This is a genomic window from Thermodesulfovibrio sp. 3907-1M, assembly GCF_040450955.1.
Taxonomy (GTDB): Bacteria; Nitrospirota; Thermodesulfovibrionia; order Thermodesulfovibrionales; family Thermodesulfovibrionaceae; genus Thermodesulfovibrio; species Thermodesulfovibrio autotrophicus.
Genome location: NZ_CP144373.1, coordinates 960,247 through 978,193, shown reverse-complemented (window position 1 = coordinate 978,193; position 17,947 = coordinate 960,247). Strand labels below are relative to the sequence as shown.

Sequence of the window (17,947 nt, the reverse complement as noted above, 5' to 3'; positions counted from 1 at the left end):
CAATAAAAGAGGAGATTCCTCGCTAACGCTCGGAATGACAAAGTATGGGCAAGCTCGGAATGACAAAGTATGGGCAAGCTCGGAATGACAAGTGAAAGGGGGAATGACAGAAAAAAGTAGGGGCTAAAATTTTTTACTCCTACAGCTTTTTTGAAGGAAAAATAAATACCTCTTGACAAATTTCTTTAATCTTTTATAAACTGAACATTAGTTCACATGAACAGGCGTTCAGGACATGAATCAAGGAAGAGAATAGTAGATGCTGCTGTGAAGTTATTTTCTCAGAGTGGTTTCAATGGCACAACAATGAGAATGATTGCAAAAGAAGCAGGAATAAGCGTGGGAGGGCTTTATCTTTATTTCAAAAACAAGGAAGAACTATCACTTCATTTAATAAAAGAAAAGCTAAATGAATTTTACAGCAAAGTCTTGTTACCCCTTAAAGAGATTCAGAGTCCTTCTCAGGCATTAAAGGAATATTTCACAAAAGCACTGGAATTTGCAAAGGAAAACAGGGAGCTTATCATCATTCATGCAAAGCAACAGGGATTTACATTTGGAATTGAAGTAAAAAGGGAGTTTTTTAAAAAAGAAAGAGAGATACTTAAAGAGATAATTTCCAGAGGCATTGAATCTCATGAATTTAACAAATGTGAGCCTGAAGAAGTAGCAAAACTACTCATGAATATCATAGGAGGTTATGTTCTTTCAGTTGTTGTTGAGCCTGAAAATCTTTTTAAGCCAGAAGTCTGCATTGATGTCCTATTAAAAGGCTTATTGAAAAGGAGCAATTTATGATTGCTAAGTTTAAACCCATTTTCATTTTATCTGTCATGTTTTTTATTCTTACATCATGCGGTAAAAAACAGCCTCCAGCCCAAACTCCTGAAGTATCAGTAATAACTGTTCAAGCCGAGAAAGTTCTTCTTACAACAGAGCTTCCCGGAAGAACCAATCCTTACAGGATAGCTGAGATAAGACCACAGGTAAGCGGAATAATTCTTAAAAGATATTTCACAGAAGGAAGCAATGTAAAAGCAGGAGACCTCCTTTATCAGATTGATCCAGCACCGTATAAAGCAGCCTATGACAATGCTTTGGCAGCATTAAAAAGAGCTGAGGCAACCCTTCAATCAGTAAAAGCAAGATATGACAGATATCAGGAGCTTATAAAGGTAAATGCAATAAGTAAGCAGGAGTTTGATGATGTAAAAGCTCAGTATGAGCAGACTCTCTCAGAGATTGAGGCATTAAAGGCACAGGTAAGGAATGCTCAGATTAATCTTGGATATACGAAAATAACAGCGCCAATTTCAGGTAGAATTGGTAAATCAAATGTAACCGAAGGTGCTCTTGTCACAGCCTATCAGCAAATGGAGCTTACACGAATTCAGCAGCTTGACCCAATTTATGTTGACATACCTTATTCAACAAAGGAATTAAGAGAGCTTGAAAAAAGACTTGAACAGGGAAGGCTTAAATATGCTGGTAAAGAGCAGAATAAGGTAAAAATAATTCTTGAAGATGGAACAGTCTATCCAGTGGAAGGGACACTTCAGTTTAAGGATGTAACTGTTGATCCAACAACTGGTTCTGTAATTTTAAGGGTTATAGTTCCAAATCCAAAGGGAGTGCTTTTACCGGGAATGTTTGTTAGAGCAATAGTTAAAGAGGGAATAAACAGGCATGCAATTCTTATTCCTCAGCAGGCAGTGTTTCGTGATCCAAAAGGAAATCCTTTTGTTTATATCGTTGATAAAGAAAACAAGGTTCAGATAAGACCAGTTAAGGTTGACCGCGCTATAGAGGATAAATGGCTTGTCTCAGAGGGAGTTTCAGAGGGAGAGCAGGTTATAGTTGAAGGAGTTCAGAAAATTATGCCAGGAATGCCTGTAAAAGCCGTTCCTTATGGAAACAAGTAATGCTATACAGATTTTTTCTTGATAGACCGGTTTTTGCATGGGTTATTGCCATTGTTATAATGGGAGCAGGATTGCTCTCCATTTATAGCCTTCCTGTTGCGCAGTATCCGTCACTTGCTCCTCCTTCAATTTACATTCAGGCATTTTATCCTGGTGCTTCTGCGGAGACAGTGGAAAACAGTGTTACCCAGATTATTGAAGAGAAGATGACAGGACTTGACAGGATGATTTACATGTCTGCATACAGTGACTCATCTGGCAGCTCCCGCATTGAGCTTACATTTGAACCTGGAACTGACCCTGACCTTGCATGGGCAAAGGTTCAGAACAAGCTTCAACTTGCCATGCCAAGTCTACCTGAGGCTGTTCAGAGAACAGGAATATCTGTTGGTAAAGCAACAAAAAACTATCTCATGGTAGTTGCTCTGATTTCAGAAGATGGTCGTCTTGACGCAAATGATTTAAGAGACTACATGCAGTCAACTCTTCAGAAGGTTCTTGCAAGAATACAAGGAGTTGGAGAGGTAGAAGTTTTTGGTTTTCCCTATGCAATGCGCATATGGGTTGAACCCCACAAGCTTGTAAGTTACGGATTAACATTTGATGATGTAATAGCTGCAATAAAAAGCTACAATGTAGAAGTATCTGGTGGACAGCTTGGTGGTGCACCAGCAAAGCCAGGTCAGAGGCTAAATGCACCTATAATTGTTCAGAGCATGCTTAAAGAACCAGAAGAGTTTGGCTCAATTCCTGTAAGAGTAAATCCTGATGGCTCATCTGTAAAAATAAAGGATGTGGCAAGGGTTGAGCTTGGAACAGACTACTATGATATAAATGCCTACTATCAGGGAAAGCCTGCTGCAGCACTTGCAATAAGACCTCTTCCCGGAGCAAATGCACTTGATGTGGCAAAAAAAGTTAAAGATAAAATGGATGAGCTCAGCAGACACTTTCCATCAGGTGTAAAGGTTGTTTATCCCTATGACACAACTCCTTTTACAAAGGTTGCAATAAATGAAGTTGTAAAGACTCTTGTTGAAGCAATAATTCTTGTCTTCTTCATAATGTGGTTATTTATGGGCAGCCTTCGTGCAACTTTTATTCCCACAATCACTGTTCCTGTTGTTTTACTTGGCACATTTGCTGTCCTTGGAATTGCTGGCTACTCAATAAATATGCTTACAATGTTTGCAATGGTTCTTGCCATAGGGCTTTTAGTTGACGATGCCATTGTTGTTGTTGAAAATGTGGAAAGAATAATGAGGGAAGAGGGTCTTTCTGTAAAAGAGGCTGTAATAAAATCAATGGAGCAGATTACATCAGCTCTCATCGGAATTGGAGTTGTTCTATCTGCAGTATTTGCTCCGATGGCATTTTTTAAGGGTTCAACAGGCATTATTTACAGACAGTTTGCAGTAACAATAATTTCTGCCATGCTACTTTCAGTCTTTGTTGCTTTAAGCCTTGCTCCTGTTTTATGTGTAATGTTCCTGAGACCTCATAAAGCTTCAGAGGCAAAAGAGGGAATTCTTCACTGGTTTAACCTGATTTATGAGAAGTTTTACAGCATATTTTTTAAATCAAGGCATCTCTACACAAAGGCTGTTGAAAACTCCTTCAGAAAACTTCCCCTTTACATTTTGATTTATGTGATAATCGTTGCAGCATTGGGCTTTATTTTAATGAAGCTTCCAACAGCCTATCTTCCAGACGAAGATCAGGGAATTCTTCTTGCTCAGGTAATGCTTCCATCAGGCTCTACACTTGAACAGACAGAGGAAGTCTTAAAAGAAGTCCAGAATTATTTTTTAACAAAAGAAAAAGACGCTGTGGATACTGTAATGACGGTCTCTGGAATTAGCTTTGCTGGAAGAACTCAGTCAAATGGAATGGCATTTATAAAGCTAAAAGACTGGCATTTAAGGGACAGAGCAGAATTAAGAGTTAAGGCAATTCAGGAAAGGGCAATGAGATACTTTCTTCCAAATAAAAAAGCCATGATATTTGTTTTTCCTCCTCCATCAATTATTGAACTTGGAAATGCAACAGGCTTTGACCTTCAGCTTATGGACATGGGAGGGCTTGGACATCAAAAGCTTATGGAAGCAAGAAATAAACTTCTTTATATGGCAAGTCAGGATCCAAGACTTAAAAATGTAAGACCAAATGGAATGGATGACATACCAGAATACAAAGTTGATGTGGACTGGGAAAAAGCAGGTGCACTTGGAGTTCCAATTACATCAATTAATAATACAATTTCAGCAGCTTTTGGAAGCGCCTATGTAAATGACTTCATAAAAGGAGGTAGAGTAAAAAGGGTTTTTGTTCAGGCAGACATACCATACAGAATGCTTCCTGAGGACATGAACAGGCTTTATGTAAGAAACAATGAAGGCAAGATGGTCCCATTTTCATCAGTTGCCCAAGGTAGATGGATTTATGGCTCACCAAGGCTTGAGCGTTACAATGCCTTTCCTTCAATAAACATCTGGGGAGAGCCTGCGAAAGGATACAGCTCTGGTGATGCAATGAAAGCAATCGAGGAAATTATATCAAAGCTTGGTAAAGGAATAGGATATTCATGGACAGGTCTCAGTTATCAAGAAAAGCTTGCAACAGGGCAGGCTCCGATTCTTTATGCATTCTCTGTTTTTGTTATATTCCTCTGTCTCGCAGCACTTTATGAGTCATGGACAATTCCGATTACAAATCTTATACTTCTTCCTTTTGGTATATTTGGTGCAGCTCTGGCAACATGGTTGATGGGTCTTAATAATGATGTTTACTTCCAGATAGGATTTCTTGTTACAATGGGACTTTCGTCAAAAAATGCAATACTTATTATTCAGTTTGCAAGAGACAGAATAAGGCAGGGTGTAGAGCTTCATAAGGCAACAGTTGAGGCTGCAAGAATAAGATACAGACCTGTTATTATGACTTCCCTGGCGCTTTTCTTCGGAGTTCTTCCTCTTGCCATTTCAAAGGGAGCTGGCTCTGGAGCAATGAACGCAATCGGCGTTGCCATTGAAGGCGGAGTTATTGCAGGAACATTTATTAACATTCTGTTTGTTCCACTGTTTTTTGTGTTGATTTTGAAAATTTTTAAAGTCAGGGAAGTAAAATGAAAAATCTCATTATTCCTATAATGCTTTTACTGCTTACATCATGCACGATGATACCTGAGTATAAAAGACCTGAAGTTCCTATTCCAAAGGAATGGCCTAAGGGAGAAGCTTACGAAAGCCTTAAGTTATCGGAAAAATCTACAATCCTTAAATGGAATGATTTTCTCGTAGATGAAAAACTGCAGGAGATTGTTAAAAAAGCCCTCTCAAATAATCGCGACCTGAGGCTTGCAGCATTAAATGTTGAGAGAGCAAGAGCATACTACGGAATTCAAAGAGCAGAGCTTATTCCAGCAGTTGATACAACTGGTTCTGGATTAAGGCAGAGAGTTCCAGTAGAACTGTCAAACACAGGAAAAGCAGAAACATTATCTCAGTATAGTGTTACTTTCGGAATCACATCATGGGAGATTGATTTTTTTGGAAGACTTCAGAGTCTAAAGGAGATGGCTTTAGAGCAATACCTTGCACAGGAAGCCACATACAGAGCTGTGAGACTTTCTCTTATTTCAGCAGTTGCTATTGCCTATTATACATATGCAACAGATAAAGAAAATCTTAATCTTGCAAAACAAACCCTCAAAACTCAGGAAGAAAGCTATGAATTAATTAAAAAAAGATATGAAGTGGGAGTTGCTTCAGAGATAGACCTTCACAGAGCAAAAACACAGGTTGAAACTGCAAGAGAAGCTTTGGCAAGATACACACAGGCTTTAGCTCAGGATAGAAACACACTGGAACTTCTATCAGGTGAGCCTCTTAAAGATGAGCTTTTACCTGAAGGACTGAGTAATATTAAACCACCCAAGGACATATCTCCAGGACTTTCCTCAGAAGTATTGCTAAATCGTCCTGATATTATTGCAGCAGAGCATACACTTAAAGCATACAATGCTCAGATAGGTGCTGCAAGGGCAGCATTTTTCCCGAGAATCTCACTTACAACAGCTATTGGAACAGCATCCAGTGAACTTTCAGGGCTTTTCGGAGGTGGTTCAAGAATATGGACATTTCAGCCTCAGGCAATAATGCCCATATTTGATGCAAGGGTATGGGCTGCTCATGAGGCTGCAAAAGTTGAAAGAGAAATTGCTGTTACAAACTATGAAAAAACAATACAGACAGCTTTTAAGGAAGTTGCTGATGCACTGGCAGTGAAAGGAACAATTGATGAGCAGATAGATGCATTGAACGGTCTTGTTAACTCATTAAGAGAAACATACAAACTTGCAAAGATAAGATATGAGAGAGGAGTTGACAGTTACCTGAGTGTTCTTGATGCTCAGAGAGCACTTTTTCAGACAGAACAACAGCTTAACAATCTCAAACTTGCAAAATATGCAAACTTATCAACGCTTTATAAAGTCCTTGGAGGAGGAGAATAAAATTAGATTTATTCCATGCTACTTTGCAAAAATTTTTCTGAAACGGTAAACTGAAAAGCTAAACAGTATGCTGCCAAGAATAATTATTCCAAAAATATCATACCAGACATACTTTATTCCATTACCTTTAAAAAGAACGCTGTAACCAAAGTCAATAAAATATCGCATTGGAGAGATAAGGCTTAAATAGCGCATAAAAGGTTGCATTGACTCAGGTGGTGTCCATGCACCTGAGAGCATGAGCATTGGTGTAAGAATTACGAGCATGAGCATCATTGATTGCGCAAGATTTCTTGCCACAGTAGCAATTGCTATTCCAAGAGAAGACATGGTAAAAACATAAAAAATCATAACAGGATAAAAAAGCAGCAAGCTTCCTCTTATTGGAACTTTAAATACCCCTTTAATCATCAAAAATATGCTTAAAAGGGAAAGGACTCCTACTGCAAAAATTGTTGGAATTATTTTAGCAACAAATATCTCCCATGTTCTGACAGGTGTAACAAGAAGTTGTTCAACTGTTCCATATTCCTTTTCTCTTACAAGTGCTGCCGCAGTTACAAGAAGAGAAACCATTGTTGTTACGTTGAAAAGCTCAAGCAAACTCATAAACCATGATGTAAGTATGTTTGGATTGAATTGAACCCTTACTCTTTCATCAATGATCGGGATTTCATTAAAAAATCTACTCGTTATACCCATCTTTCTTTCAAAAACTTCTATTGCATAGTTATATGTTATTGATGATACATAGGCAACAGCCATTGTTGCAGACATGGACATTGTTCCATCAATTATTACCTGTATTTTTGCTCCTGAACCTTTAAGCTTTCTTTTGAAATCTGGAGGAATAACAATAGCCATTGATGCTTTACCGCTGTCAAGCCATTCTACCACTTCCCTGTCATTATCAACAAAGGCAAGGATTTTAAAGTAAGGCTTTTGAAATCTGCTGACAATTTCTCTGCCTTCAGGGCTATGACTCATATCATATATAATTGTTGGGAAGTTCCTTACTTCCATAGAAACTCCATGACCTGCAGTGTAAATCATTCCAGTAAATCCCCACAAAAGAATGAAAATTAAAACTTTATCTCGCATAAGCTGAGTCATCTCTTTTTTTATGAGTGAAAACAACCTCATCCTATTCTTTTCCTGAAAAATAACATTGAAAGCGAATATACAATCAAGGCATAAAGTAAAAGAGATAGAATATTAGGCAGATAATAACCAAGCCCGAGCCCCTTAAGATAAACCCCTCTTACAACGCCTATAAAATATGTTGCAGTAATAAATTTGCTCATTATCTGTCCTATAATCTCCATACTCGTTACAGGTGAGAAAAACCCTGAATACATAAAAGATGGAGTTATTGTGCCTAAAAATGCCATAAGCATTGCTGTTATCTGAGTTTTTGCTATCATTGATATAAATATTCCTATTCCAATTGTGCATGTTAGATAAAGCAAAGTAGCAATTGTTAGAACTAAAAAGTTGCCGATAAACTTTGTTTTAAAAAAAACAACTGTAATGATAAAAAGAATTATGTAAGTGGTAAAAGATATGGTTATATAAGGAATTGCCTTACCTAAAACAACCTCCCAGGCTTTAACAGGTGAACAGTAAAGATTAAATATGCTGCCTGATTCTTTTTCCCTTACAACAACCAGAGACGCAATCAAAACAGGATAAAACATCAAAGTTATAACAAGCATCCCTGGTAGTACAAAGTTTTTGCTTTCAAGTGCAGGGTTATACCAGGCTCTCATTTCAGTTTCTACTGGAAAACTTATGTGTCTGCCCTGCATTGAGGTGAAATCTTCAAGAAGTTTTTGATTGAACTGATTATTGATTGCAGAGACATATCCCTTTATTATCTCTGCACGGGATGGGAAAGAGCCATCAATGAGAAACTGAACTTGAGTTTTCTGCCCGCTATAAAGCTTTCTTGAAAAATCAGGAGGGATTACAACAATGACTCTACATCTCCCTGATTGAATCAGTTCATATGCTTCATCATAGCTGTTTATCATTGAATAAAATCTGAAATACTCAGAGTTTGTGAATGAGTGTCTGTAATCCCTGCTTAAAGCTGAACGGTCAAAATCAAGAAAAGCCACAGGAATGTTTTTCACATCAAGTATTAGTCCATAACCCATAAGTATCAGTATAATTACAGGAACGATAATAGTAAAACTAAGATAAAGAGGATCTCTCAGCAGTTCCCTGAATTCTTTTTTAATTATTGTAAGAAGTCTTTTATTCATTAATTCTTTTCCCTTTCCCTTATATAGTTAACAAAAGCTTCCTGAAGGGGAATTGGAGTCTGGGTAATTTCAAACTGTTTGATTTCTGCATTAATTAATATTTCGCTTAATTTTTGCTTTGTCTTTTCTGGCTCAAAGCTTCTTATAAATATCTTGCTTCCGTAAATTGATATGTCTTTGAAGTTCTTTATAAGCAAATCATAGATTTCTGTAAACCTTTCTGTTTTCACCTGAATAAGACTTCCTGAAAGCTTTTCAGAGTTTTTCTTAATTTCTTCAGGGCTTCCTAATCCAATAACCCTTCCATGATGCATAAGACAGAGTCTGTCACAGTTTTCAGCTTCATCCATGTAGTGGGTTGATACAATTACTGTTACATTTTTATTCCTTGATAGCTCAAAAATTATCTTCCAGAAACTTCTTCTTGCAACAGGATCAACTCCGCTTGTCGGCTCATCAAGGAATAAAATAGGTGGCTCATGAACCAGAGCGCAGGCAAGGGCAACTCTCTGTCTTATTCCAAGAGGGAGGTCTTTTGTGATTCTTCCCTCAACTCCTTCAAGTCCGAGCAGTTTAATTATTCCTTTGAAATCACCGCTTTTTACACTGTAAAGTCCAGCATAAAGCTTCATGTTTTCCATTACTGTCAGGTCTCTGTAAAGGGAAAATCTCTGTGACATGTAACCGATTGTTGACCATATTTTTTTCTTTTTCTTCTGAACATCAAATCCATTTATGGTGATACTTCCCTCTGATGGTTCAAGAAGTCCGCACATCATTTTTATTAGAGTTGTCTTGCCTGCTCCATTCGGACCAAGAAGTCCTAAAATCTCTCCTTTTTTTACATCAAGCGTAACAGAGTCAACAGCTTTAAATTTTCCAAAGAGTTTTGTCACTGATTTGCATAAGATAACAGGAGATTCCTCGCGGAGTTTACCCTGAGCATAGACGAAGGACTCGGAATGACAAAGAAAAGGTTCGGAATGAGAAGTTGATACTTTTTCTATAAAAACTTCCTCTAAATTGCCAAGTTCATCAGGGCTTCCCTGAAGAAGAATTCTTCCTTCATGCATGAGTGCAACCCTGTGGCATCTTTCTGCTTCATCCATATACGATGTGCTAAGTAAAACAGTCACGCCCCTTTGTCTTACAAGTCCGTGAATGATGTTCCAGAAATCCTGCCTTGAAAGGGGGTCAACTCCCGTTGTAGGCTCGTCAAGCAGAATAATATCTGGAAGATGTAGCAATGTGCAAACAAGAGCAAGCTTCTGCCTCATTCCTCCTGAAAGAGCTCTTGCCTGTCTCTGAAGAAATGGTGTGAGCCTTGTTATATCAAGAAGTGTTTTTTTATTTTTTTCAAATACTTCATCAGGAATAAGCCTTAAGCCTCTGAAAAATTCAATATTCTCCTCAATAGAGAGAGAATCATAAAGATTAAGTCCAAGACCTTGAGGCATATAGCCAATGATTGATTTAACAGCCTCTGGATTTTTTGTAACATCTATGTTATTTATAAAAGCCTTCCCTGAGCTTGCCTTAAGTACTCCTGCAAGAATCTGTATTATTGATGTTTTTCCAGCACCATCAGGACCAATAAGACCAAAAACTTCACCTTTGTTTACAGAGAAGGAGACATTGTCAACTGCTTTGATTTTTTTATAGTTTTTGCAGAGATTTTCAACTTTTATAATGAATTTTTCATTTATCATGATATGCTTTTTATATCAGCTAATAATACAAACCCTAAGAATCCTTTCTCATGAGAGATTCCTCGGGGCATTGAGCCCCTCGGAATGACATTTTCCGGTATTATATCTAAAAGCTATTGTGGCTTTATCCAAGGTGCTTCATCTTTCCATTTTATTACAACGTCAGCAGGCATTCCGGGTTTAAGAAGTCCCTCTGGATTATCTACTGAAATCTCCACGCCGAATACAAGTTTAACTCGCTCTTCTTTTGTTTCCACATTTTTTGGAGTAAACTCAGCCTGCTCATAAATCTTTGTAACCCTTCCGTTGAAAAACTTATCAGGATAGGCATCAATGTAAACTCTTGCAGGCAGTCCAAGCTTTAACTTGCCAATATCGGGTTCAGGCACATAAACTTTAACATAAAGTCTGTTTAAGTCAACTATAACATACAAAACAGTTCCTGGATTTACAACCTCTCCCAATTCAACAGGTCTGCTGAGAATAATTCCTTCAATGGGTGAAAAAATCTTTGTTTCATTTAAATCAGCCTGTGTCTCCTTCAGCCTTTGCTGTGATGCTCTGAAGTTTGCCTCTGCCTGAGATATAGCCTTGGAAGCAGCTTCAACCTCAGCCTGTGCTGATTCATACTGCATCTTAATTCTATCAAAATCGCTTTTTGAGACAAGTTCTTCTTTAAGAAGGTTTGTGTATCGCTCATAATCTTTTTTTGCTTTATCATATGTGGCATGGGCTTTCATTAGATTTGCCTGAGCCTGAGCAATTGCAGAATAGGAAGCCTCTGCAGTTTCAAATGCAGCTTTGTATCTTGCAGTTAGTTGCTCTGAATCAATCTCACATAGAATTTCTCCCATCCTTACAGTATCTCCTTCATCTTTGTAAAGTTTGATAATTCTGCCCTGAATTTTTGGAGATACATTCGTTTCTCTTCCTTCAATTCTTCCGCTTAAAATAATGATTCCCTGAGTAGTTTTTTCAGAGCCTTTGATTATCAAATATGATAAAACAAACACAAGAATTAGAATAACGACAACTATTATCAGCTTTTTGAAATTAATTTTCACTGCTTTTATTATAGAGTTTGTTTTTCAAGGATTTCAATAACCTGAGAAGGTAATCTTTTTACTCGGAACAGCAAAAAGTGCATTGGAAAAATCTATCAATATCCAATGATTTATTGAAAAAAACAATTTTACATATCGCCATTACTAAAGTAAAATATTCAAAAAATTCTGGAGGAAGGCAGATGGAGCTTAAGAATTTCTTTGCCACAAGAAGTGGCATTATTTTTGTTGGTTTAATTATCGGTGTACTTGCTCCTGTGCTTCAAAAGCTCGGAAATCCACCAAACATGGGTATATGTGTTGCCTGTATGGAAAGAGACATTGCAGGCGCTCTTGGACTTCACAGGGCAGCAGTTGTTCAGTATATGAGACCTGAAATTATAGGCTTTGTTCTTGGAGCTTTTCTTTCTGCCCTTGCCTTTAAAGAATACAGACCTCGTGGAGGCTCAGCACCTTTTATAAGATTCATTCTTGGTGTTTTTGCAATGATAGGTGCACTGGTGTTTTTAGGGTGTCCGTGGAGAACAATTCTAAGGCTTGCAGGTGGAGACGGAAACGCTATTTTTGGTTTACTTGGTTTGATTTTTGGTATATGGATTGGAACGAGGTTTCTTAAGGCTGGTTATTCACTGGGAAGAACTCAATCAGCTCCATCAAAGGCAGCTGGAGTTGCCTTCCCTCTTTTAATGCTTGGATTTCTTTTACTTTTACTTATTGACCCTCAGCCAGCAGGTGAAGGCAGAGGAATGCTGCTTTTTTATAGCATAAAAGGTCCTGGCTCACAGCATGCTCCTTTATTTATCTCTCTTGGAGTTGCCATGTTAATCGGTGTTCTTGCTCAGAGAAGCAGATTCTGCACAATGGGAGCCTTCAGAGACCTGATACTTTTCAAGCAGGGGCATTTATTTTCAGGCGTGGCTGCATTTTTCATCGCTGCTTTAATTACAAATCTTATACTCGGACAATTTAATCCTGGCTTTGAAAAGCAACCAATTGCCCATACAGTGCAGCTGTGGAACTTTCTTGGAATGACGCTTGCCGGGCTGGCTTTTACTCTTGCAGGGGGTTGTCCTGGCAGACAGCTTTTCATGTCAGGTGAAGGAGATGCAGATGCTGCAATATTTGCCTCTGGTATGATTGTTGGTGCAGGAGTAGCACATAACTTTGGATTGGCAAGCAGTCCCTCAGGAATTGGTCCAAATACAGCTGTAGCAACAATAATTGGATTAATAGTTTGCATAATAATTGGCTTAACAATGAGAAGGAGGTAAAAGATGGCTGAGATTGTTGATGCAAGAGGACTTTCATGTCCTGAGCCTGTTCTTTTAACACTTGAGGCAATTAAAAAATTTGGTAAAGGTGAGATAGAGATTCTTGTCGATACTGATACATCAAAGGAGAATGTGTCCCGTGCTGCCACTTCAATGGGATGGCAGATTATAGAGATAGCTGAAGAGACAACGGGCTACAGAGTGAGAATTAAGAAGGAATGAGCAGGTGAATAATGAAGATATTGAAAAAATTATTCAAACAAAAGACTGCTTCTACTTACAGAGGAATTCTTATCTTTGAAAACACATCAGAAGTAATAAGAGCAGAAAACATCTTAAAAGAGCACGGATATGAGATAAAAGTTGTAGGACCGCCTCCACATGTAAGAAAAGGATGTGATCTCGCAATAGAATTTCCTGTTGTGGAAGCAATGGGAATCTTGAATGTTCTTGAAGCTCAGGGGCTTATCCCCCTTGATTTTTTGCCTTCCAATGATGGCAACTTAAAACCTGTTGACCTCTTTCATGTTAAAGACTACGGAAGATTTATCATGGTAAGAGCAGCAAACATGAAGATAACTGTTCACAAAGGTAGCCTTACTATTGTTAATATTTCAGGCGGAGGCTGCCCGGATGTTCCTTATTTAGCTGCCTGCCTTGTGGGTAAAAAAATTAATGAAGCAACACAGCCAAGAATGCTCGGGCATACTCTTTGTGGATATGCCCTTCAGTTGGCCTATGATAAAATAAAAGAACTATGCTTGCAGTCATAGGAACTGTCCCAGAAGAGGATTTTTCTGTTATTTCTGGAAAGGCTCAGCTGGAAGATAATTTTTTAATTGTAAAGGGTAGAAAAATTTCCATACAGAGGGGCACACCTGCTCTGATTGCATCAGCATGCAAACTCCTTGAAATATCAGGTAAAGCTGAACCATATGTTTATCTTGCAGGAGATACAGGAAAAGGCTATGGAAGCAGAAGATTATATGAATTTTTCGTCAGAGAGATTAAAAATCATGAGTTTGATACACTGACATTTCACTACTTAATGCCAGATGCTGACTGGTGTAATAAAATTTTGCTTGCCATCCGAGAGTTAAACAAACAACCTTTTTTGATAGCTGATGCAGGATTCATGTATGCAGCAAAGATGAGCGGGAACGCCAGTTGTTTTGACCTTTTTACACCAGACCCTGGAGAGCTTGCCTTTTTAGCTGACGAAGAAGCACCCCATCCCTTTTACACAAGAGGTTTTCTTCTTCATGATGAAAGCAGAGTAGAAGAACTCATTGAGAGAGCCTATAAACATGAAAATGCAGCAAAATATCTTCTTGTTAAAGGCAGGGCAGACTACATTGTAAAGCAGGGCAGAATCATAGATATTGTATCAGAACCATGCATTGAAGCTCTTGAACCAATTGGTGGAACAGGAGACAGTCTCACAGGTATAGTCTCTGCTTTAATTGATTCAGGATACGAAGTAGAAAAAGCATGTAGCATGGCAGCCATGATTAACAGAATTGCGGGACAGCTGTCAAATCCAGAACCATCAACTCAGATATCAGAGATTATAAAATTCATTCCCGATGCATTCAAATTACTTATATAACCTTACCCGCTGAATTGCCTCTGCAGCCTGAGAATCACCAAGCTGATAAAGCCTCTCATATAGTTTCAGTGCCTCTTCGTATTGTTTTTTCTTTTCTTTTAAAAGGGCGAGATTATAAAGCGCTGTTTTGTTTTCAGGATTCATAGAAAGAACTTTTCTAAAACATTCTTCAGCCTTTGTGAGATTCCCCGTCTTTGCCTGAATTACGCCATAGTTAATAATTATTGAGACATTATCAGGAGCTTGATTCAGGCTCAGCTGAGAATAGTGGGAAGCTTCTTTAAGGTCACCAATCATGAGATAAAGGGTTGCAATTTTATCAAGAATTTTTGGCTCCTGCTTTCCTGTAATTCTAAGATATTCCCTGTATTCGGAGATGGCATCAGAGTAATTTCCCCTTGCTTCAAAATCCTGAGCTCTGTAAAGATAATCCGCTGCTTTGACTGTTTCTGTATTAAACTGCTCAAATGGAATTTCGGCAGATTTGTTGGACTGCTTTTTTGTTGAGGACTGCAGATTTTCCTTAGCCATAGATTTCTGTTTTTCCTTAGATTTTGTTACTTTTTTAGGAATTTCAGCAATCTTTGTTTCTCTTGACTGATCGGAAGGTTTTACTGCTTCAGGTTTTGTATCTGAAAAAGGTCTTTCACTCTGAGCATAAAAAGGCTGGGTTTGAGACACAGAAGCCTGTGGTGTAGCAATAGGTAGTGTTTGTTGAGAAGCTCTTTGTAATTCCGGCATAAGATAATGATTATAAAGCAAAACTGAAACAAAGCCTAAAGCAACAATCAATGCAGATAATGCAACTAAAACAATAAACTTTTTTGAACCTTTCTCTTTTCTTACAGCTGTTATAAGTCCCGGTGGTATATCCTTTTTCGTTATGAATAACATTGTAATATTGTAAAACAATTTTAGTAGTATTGTAAAACAATTTTAAAATTTTATTTGACAACCTCAGGCTCTACAAAGCCATACTATAATACTATGGAAAAACCTGAATTTTCAATCATAATTCCTGTTTACAATCAGGGAAATTTTTTAAAGAAAACCATAAAAAAAATAGTTGAAACCTTCGGAAACAGTTGCGAAATTATAATTATAGACGATGCAAGCACTGATAATCCTGAAAAAGCAATTGAGTACTACAGAGATCAGATAATATATATTAAAAATTCTGAAAACATGGGCAAAGGATACAGCGTAAAAAAAGGTATTTTGATGGCAAAATCTTCTTATAAAATCTTTACAGATGCTGATCTTCCCTACGGAGTGGAAGGTATTAAAAAAGTTATTGAAAAACTTAAAACTGAATGTGAGATTGCAGTAGGGCATAGAGTAAATCCCTATTGTCAAACTCCAATAAGATTTCTTGGCCACAAAATTTTTAATCTCTTTATAAGAACCTATTTAAAAATTCCATTTAAGGATACTCAATGTGGACTTAAAGGTTTTAAAGCAGATATAGCAGATGAAATATTTAAAAGTTTAACTATAAATGGATTTGCCTTTGATCTGGAAATTTTCTGTTTTGCCTTGAAAAAAGGCTATAAAATCTGTAAAGTAGACGTAAAACAGAAGTTAGCAGGGTTTTCAACCATAAATATGAAAGCCTTACTGAGAATGTTAATAGATGTTAGAAAAATTAAAAAAGCTTATCTTTCATAATTTGTCAACCTTTGTTGTTTTTTGCATCCTGTATCTTTATCTTCTATACATTTTCAAACCTTCTTTAATTTTTCTTGATACAACGGTTTCAGGAGGAGATACAGGCTCTCATAACTATGTTTTTTACTATCTTAAAAGAATTTTTCCATCAATTCATGGCTGGTCAAATGACTGGTACTGTGGCTTTCCATTTCTTTATTTCTATCCTCCTCTTCTTTATGTGCTTTCTGTTCTTTTAAGTTATTTAATCCCTGCAAACATTGCCTTCAAAATTGCTACATTATTAGGAACCTTTATTCTACCTTTAAGCAGCTACTTTTGTTTAAAAACAATAGGTAAAGAAAAAGTAATGCCTGAGGTTGCAGCAATCCTGAGTCTATTTTTTCTATTTCTTGAACAATACAGTATCTACGGAGGAAACATTCCAAGCACACTTGCAGGAGAATTTTCTTATTCTTTTAGTTTTTCTATTTTCTGGCTTTTTATTGCCTTGATGAAAAAAGGCATGGAAGATAAAAAATGTTTAATTTCAAACACTTTCTTACTTTTATTAATGGTTCTTTCTCATCCCATACCTGTTATGGTTTCTGTTCTGATTATGCCATTTTTTGTTCTTTTATATTTCAAAAAAAATTTCTCCTATATCCTGAAAGTTTATGTTCTTGCATTTATCTTTACTTCCTGGTGGTCCTTGCCTTTTGTTCTTTATTTTGATTATACCTCTGCCATGATATGGAGGAGATTTATAAGAGTTTCAGATCTTTTTCCTTCCACTTTCCTTCCCATTCAGATTGTTGCACTGGCTGGTACTGTTTATGGCCTAGTTAAAAGGGATAAAAATATTATGCTTTTTTTATTTGTTGCGATTATTAGCTTTTTTATCTATCTTTTCCTTGATAATTCAAAAATATGGAATACACGATTTCTTCCATTTTTTGCAATGAGCTGTGTAATGCTGGCAGCATATTTTCTGGGATGTGTATTAAAAATCACTCTTCTGAGTCAAAAGCCTTCAGCTCTGTCTCTCAGCCATTCAAACTTCAAAATTCAAAGTTTAAGGGTTAAACTTCTTGTTGTTCTCACATTGATTGCCACGGGTTCAATTTTTTTCATAAATAGCCAACTTAAATATATTCCTTCATGGGTAAAGTGGAATTATGAAGGCTTTGAAAAAAAGCAGGCATGGAATGAAGTAAATGAACTTTTTGAGTTTTTAAAATCTCTTCCTTATGGAAGAGTGATGTGGCAGTACACATCTGATTACGGAAGATTTGGTACACCAAGAATTCTTGAATTAATTCCTTTTTTTTCTGGCAAGCCAACAATGGAAGGACTTTTAATTGAATCTTCAGTATCAGCTGCATTGCATTTTATTGTTCAGGCAGAGACAACTCATACTCCCACATCTCCTGATTTTGGCTTTCAATATCCATCCTTTAATATGAAAAAAGCAGTTGAGCATATGAAGCTCCTTGGAATAAGATATTTTATTGCCTATACAGACGATGTAAAAGAAGAGGCAGATAGATTTTTACAGGTTATTGGTTATGTTGGAAGATTTAAAATATATCAAATTCCTGATGTAAAACTTGTTGAGCCAATTTTTGATTTTGAAATTCAAAAAAAAGAAGACTGGCTAATTAAATCCGTTGAATGGTTTAAAAAAGGAGAATTATGGAAACCTATAATTTTTACTGAAAAAAATTTTAAGAAGCCTGAAATTAAAAATGTAAAATGTGTACTCATAAAATTTGAACATAATGAAATAATCTTTTACACCGAAGGAATAGGTATACCCCACATTATAAAGGTTTCATATTTCCCGAAATGGAAAGCAGAAGGTGCACAGGGTCCCTATCTTATTTCTCCTTCTTTTATGGTGGTTTTTCCAGAGAAAAATTATGTAAGGGTAAAATGGAAGTAA

The 17,947-nt window shown here is 37.1% G+C and carries 15 protein-coding genes; 10 read left to right on the top strand and 5 right to left on the bottom strand.

Annotated features, from left to right (window positions below; all coding sequences use genetic code 11):
- Positions 1–216 precede the first annotated feature (216 nt).
- The 4 genes from V4D30_RS05015 to V4D30_RS05000 are packed head-to-tail and all read left to right on the top strand — an operon-like array spanning position 217 to position 6,435.
- A complete protein-coding gene (locus V4D30_RS05015) occupies positions 217–798 on the top strand; it encodes a TetR/AcrR family transcriptional regulator (RefSeq protein WP_353683230.1) in 582 nt (193 codons plus the stop codon).
- Positions 795–1,922: an efflux RND transporter periplasmic adaptor subunit gene (locus tag V4D30_RS05010; protein ID WP_353683229.1), complete on the top strand. Its 1,128-nt coding sequence runs from the start codon at positions 795–797 to the stop codon at positions 1,920–1,922. Before V4D30_RS05015 ends, V4D30_RS05010 begins: the two co-directional genes overlap by 4 nt.
- Positions 1,922–5,050 (top strand): efflux RND transporter permease subunit, encoded by a 3,129-nt coding sequence (locus V4D30_RS05005; protein ID WP_353683228.1) that lies wholly within the window; start codon positions 1,922–1,924, stop codon positions 5,048–5,050. Before V4D30_RS05010 ends, V4D30_RS05005 begins: the two co-directional genes overlap by 1 nt.
- Complete coding sequence (locus tag V4D30_RS05000; protein WP_353683227.1) at positions 5,047–6,435, top strand: efflux transporter outer membrane subunit; 1,389 nt, start codon at positions 5,047–5,049, stop codon at positions 6,433–6,435. The genes V4D30_RS05005 and V4D30_RS05000 overlap by 4 nt, the downstream gene beginning before the upstream one ends.
- 18 nt (positions 6,436–6,453) lie before the next feature.
- Here V4D30_RS05000 and V4D30_RS04995 read toward each other — a convergent pair whose 3' ends face one another.
- The 4 genes from V4D30_RS04995 to V4D30_RS04980 all read right to left on the bottom strand — a co-directional run bounded on the left by V4D30_RS04995 (position 6,454) and on the right by V4D30_RS04980 (position 11,475).
- Entirely contained in the window at positions 6,454–7,578 is a 1,125-nt protein-coding gene (locus tag V4D30_RS04995; protein ID WP_353683226.1) for an ABC transporter permease, read from the bottom strand.
- On the bottom strand, positions 7,575–8,702 hold the full coding sequence (locus tag V4D30_RS04990) for an ABC transporter permease (protein WP_353683225.1): 1,128 nt from the start codon (positions 8,700–8,702) through the stop codon (positions 7,575–7,577). Before V4D30_RS04990 ends, V4D30_RS04995 begins: the two co-directional genes overlap by 4 nt.
- Complete coding sequence (locus V4D30_RS04985; protein ID WP_353683224.1) at positions 8,702–10,411, bottom strand: ATP-binding cassette domain-containing protein; 1,710 nt, start codon at positions 10,409–10,411, stop codon at positions 8,702–8,704. Before V4D30_RS04985 ends, V4D30_RS04990 begins: the two co-directional genes overlap by 1 nt.
- Positions 10,412–10,524: 113 nt before the next feature.
- On the bottom strand, positions 10,525–11,475 hold the full coding sequence (locus V4D30_RS04980) for an efflux RND transporter periplasmic adaptor subunit (protein ID WP_353685143.1): 951 nt from the start codon (positions 11,473–11,475) through the stop codon (positions 10,525–10,527).
- Positions 11,476–11,657: 182 nt separating this feature from the next.
- Between V4D30_RS04980 and yedE the strand changes: the two genes are divergently transcribed.
- Genes yedE through V4D30_RS04960 form a run of 4 tightly spaced genes read left to right on the top strand, consistent with a single transcriptional unit; the run spans position 11,658 to position 14,355 of the window.
- On the top strand, positions 11,658–12,746 hold the full coding sequence (gene yedE / locus V4D30_RS04975; RefSeq protein ID WP_353685142.1) for a YedE family putative selenium transporter: 1,089 nt from the start codon (positions 11,658–11,660) through the stop codon (positions 12,744–12,746).
- 3 nt (positions 12,747–12,749) lie between these two features.
- Entirely contained in the window at positions 12,750–12,968 is a 219-nt protein-coding gene (locus tag V4D30_RS04970; protein WP_353685141.1) for a sulfurtransferase TusA family protein, read from the top strand.
- 11 nt (positions 12,969–12,979) lie between these two features.
- Positions 12,980–13,519, top strand: a complete 540-nt coding sequence (locus V4D30_RS04965; protein ID WP_353685140.1) for a DUF3343 domain-containing protein — start codon at positions 12,980–12,982, stop codon at positions 13,517–13,519.
- Positions 13,504–14,355: an NAD(P)H-hydrate dehydratase gene (locus V4D30_RS04960; RefSeq protein ID WP_353685139.1), complete on the top strand. Its 852-nt coding sequence runs from the start codon at positions 13,504–13,506 to the stop codon at positions 14,353–14,355. The genes V4D30_RS04965 and V4D30_RS04960 overlap by 16 nt, the downstream gene beginning before the upstream one ends.
- Here the strand turns inward: V4D30_RS04960 and V4D30_RS04955 are convergent.
- Positions 14,344–15,249: a tetratricopeptide repeat protein gene (locus V4D30_RS04955; RefSeq protein WP_353685138.1), complete on the bottom strand. Its 906-nt coding sequence runs from the start codon at positions 15,247–15,249 to the stop codon at positions 14,344–14,346. The two genes, V4D30_RS04960 and V4D30_RS04955, sit on opposite strands and share 12 nt — an antisense overlap.
- Before the next feature lie 93 nt (positions 15,250–15,342).
- Here V4D30_RS04955 and V4D30_RS04950 point away from each other — a divergent pair, with 93 nt between their 5' ends.
- Complete coding sequence (locus tag V4D30_RS04950) at positions 15,343–16,023, top strand: glycosyltransferase (RefSeq protein ID WP_353685137.1); 681 nt, start codon at positions 15,343–15,345, stop codon at positions 16,021–16,023.
- Positions 15,989–17,947: a 6-pyruvoyl-tetrahydropterin synthase-related protein gene (locus V4D30_RS04945; protein WP_353685136.1), complete on the top strand. Its 1,959-nt coding sequence runs from the start codon at positions 15,989–15,991 to the stop codon at positions 17,945–17,947. The genes V4D30_RS04950 and V4D30_RS04945 overlap by 35 nt, the downstream gene beginning before the upstream one ends.

What these genes read in the sequence shown, in the direction of transcription:
- V4D30_RS05015 (WP_353683230.1), top strand. Translation starts at nt 217, where the DNA reads ATGAACAGGCGTTCAGGACATGAATCAAGGAAGAGAATAGTAGATGCT.
- V4D30_RS05010 (WP_353683229.1), top strand. Translation starts at nt 795, where the DNA reads ATGATTGCTAAGTTTAAACCCATTTTCATTTTATCTGTCATGTTTTTT.
- V4D30_RS05005 (WP_353683228.1), top strand. Translation starts at nt 1,922, where the DNA reads ATGCTATACAGATTTTTTCTTGATAGACCGGTTTTTGCATGGGTTATT.
- V4D30_RS05000 (WP_353683227.1), top strand. Translation starts at nt 5,047, where the DNA reads ATGAAAAATCTCATTATTCCTATAATGCTTTTACTGCTTACATCATGC.
- V4D30_RS04995 (WP_353683226.1), bottom strand. Translation starts at nt 7,578, where the DNA reads ATGAGGTTGTTTTCACTCATAAAAAAAGAGATGACTCAGCTTATGCGA.
- V4D30_RS04990 (WP_353683225.1), bottom strand. Translation starts at nt 8,702, where the DNA reads ATGAATAAAAGACTTCTTACAATAATTAAAAAAGAATTCAGGGAACTG.
- V4D30_RS04985 (WP_353683224.1), bottom strand. Translation starts at nt 10,411, where the DNA reads ATGATAAATGAAAAATTCATTATAAAAGTTGAAAATCTCTGCAAAAAC.
- yedE (WP_353685142.1), top strand. Translation starts at nt 11,658, where the DNA reads ATGGAGCTTAAGAATTTCTTTGCCACAAGAAGTGGCATTATTTTTGTT.
- V4D30_RS04970 (WP_353685141.1), top strand. Translation starts at nt 12,750, where the DNA reads ATGGCTGAGATTGTTGATGCAAGAGGACTTTCATGTCCTGAGCCTGTT.
- V4D30_RS04965 (WP_353685140.1), top strand. Translation starts at nt 12,980, where the DNA reads ATGAAGATATTGAAAAAATTATTCAAACAAAAGACTGCTTCTACTTAC.
- V4D30_RS04960 (WP_353685139.1), top strand. Translation starts at nt 13,504, where the DNA reads ATGCTTGCAGTCATAGGAACTGTCCCAGAAGAGGATTTTTCTGTTATT.
- V4D30_RS04955 (WP_353685138.1), bottom strand. Translation starts at nt 15,249, where the DNA reads ATGTTATTCATAACGAAAAAGGATATACCACCGGGACTTATAACAGCT.
- V4D30_RS04950 (WP_353685137.1), top strand. Translation starts at nt 15,343, where the DNA reads ATGGAAAAACCTGAATTTTCAATCATAATTCCTGTTTACAATCAGGGA.
- V4D30_RS04945 (WP_353685136.1), top strand. Translation starts at nt 15,989, where the DNA reads ATGTTAGAAAAATTAAAAAAGCTTATCTTTCATAATTTGTCAACCTTT.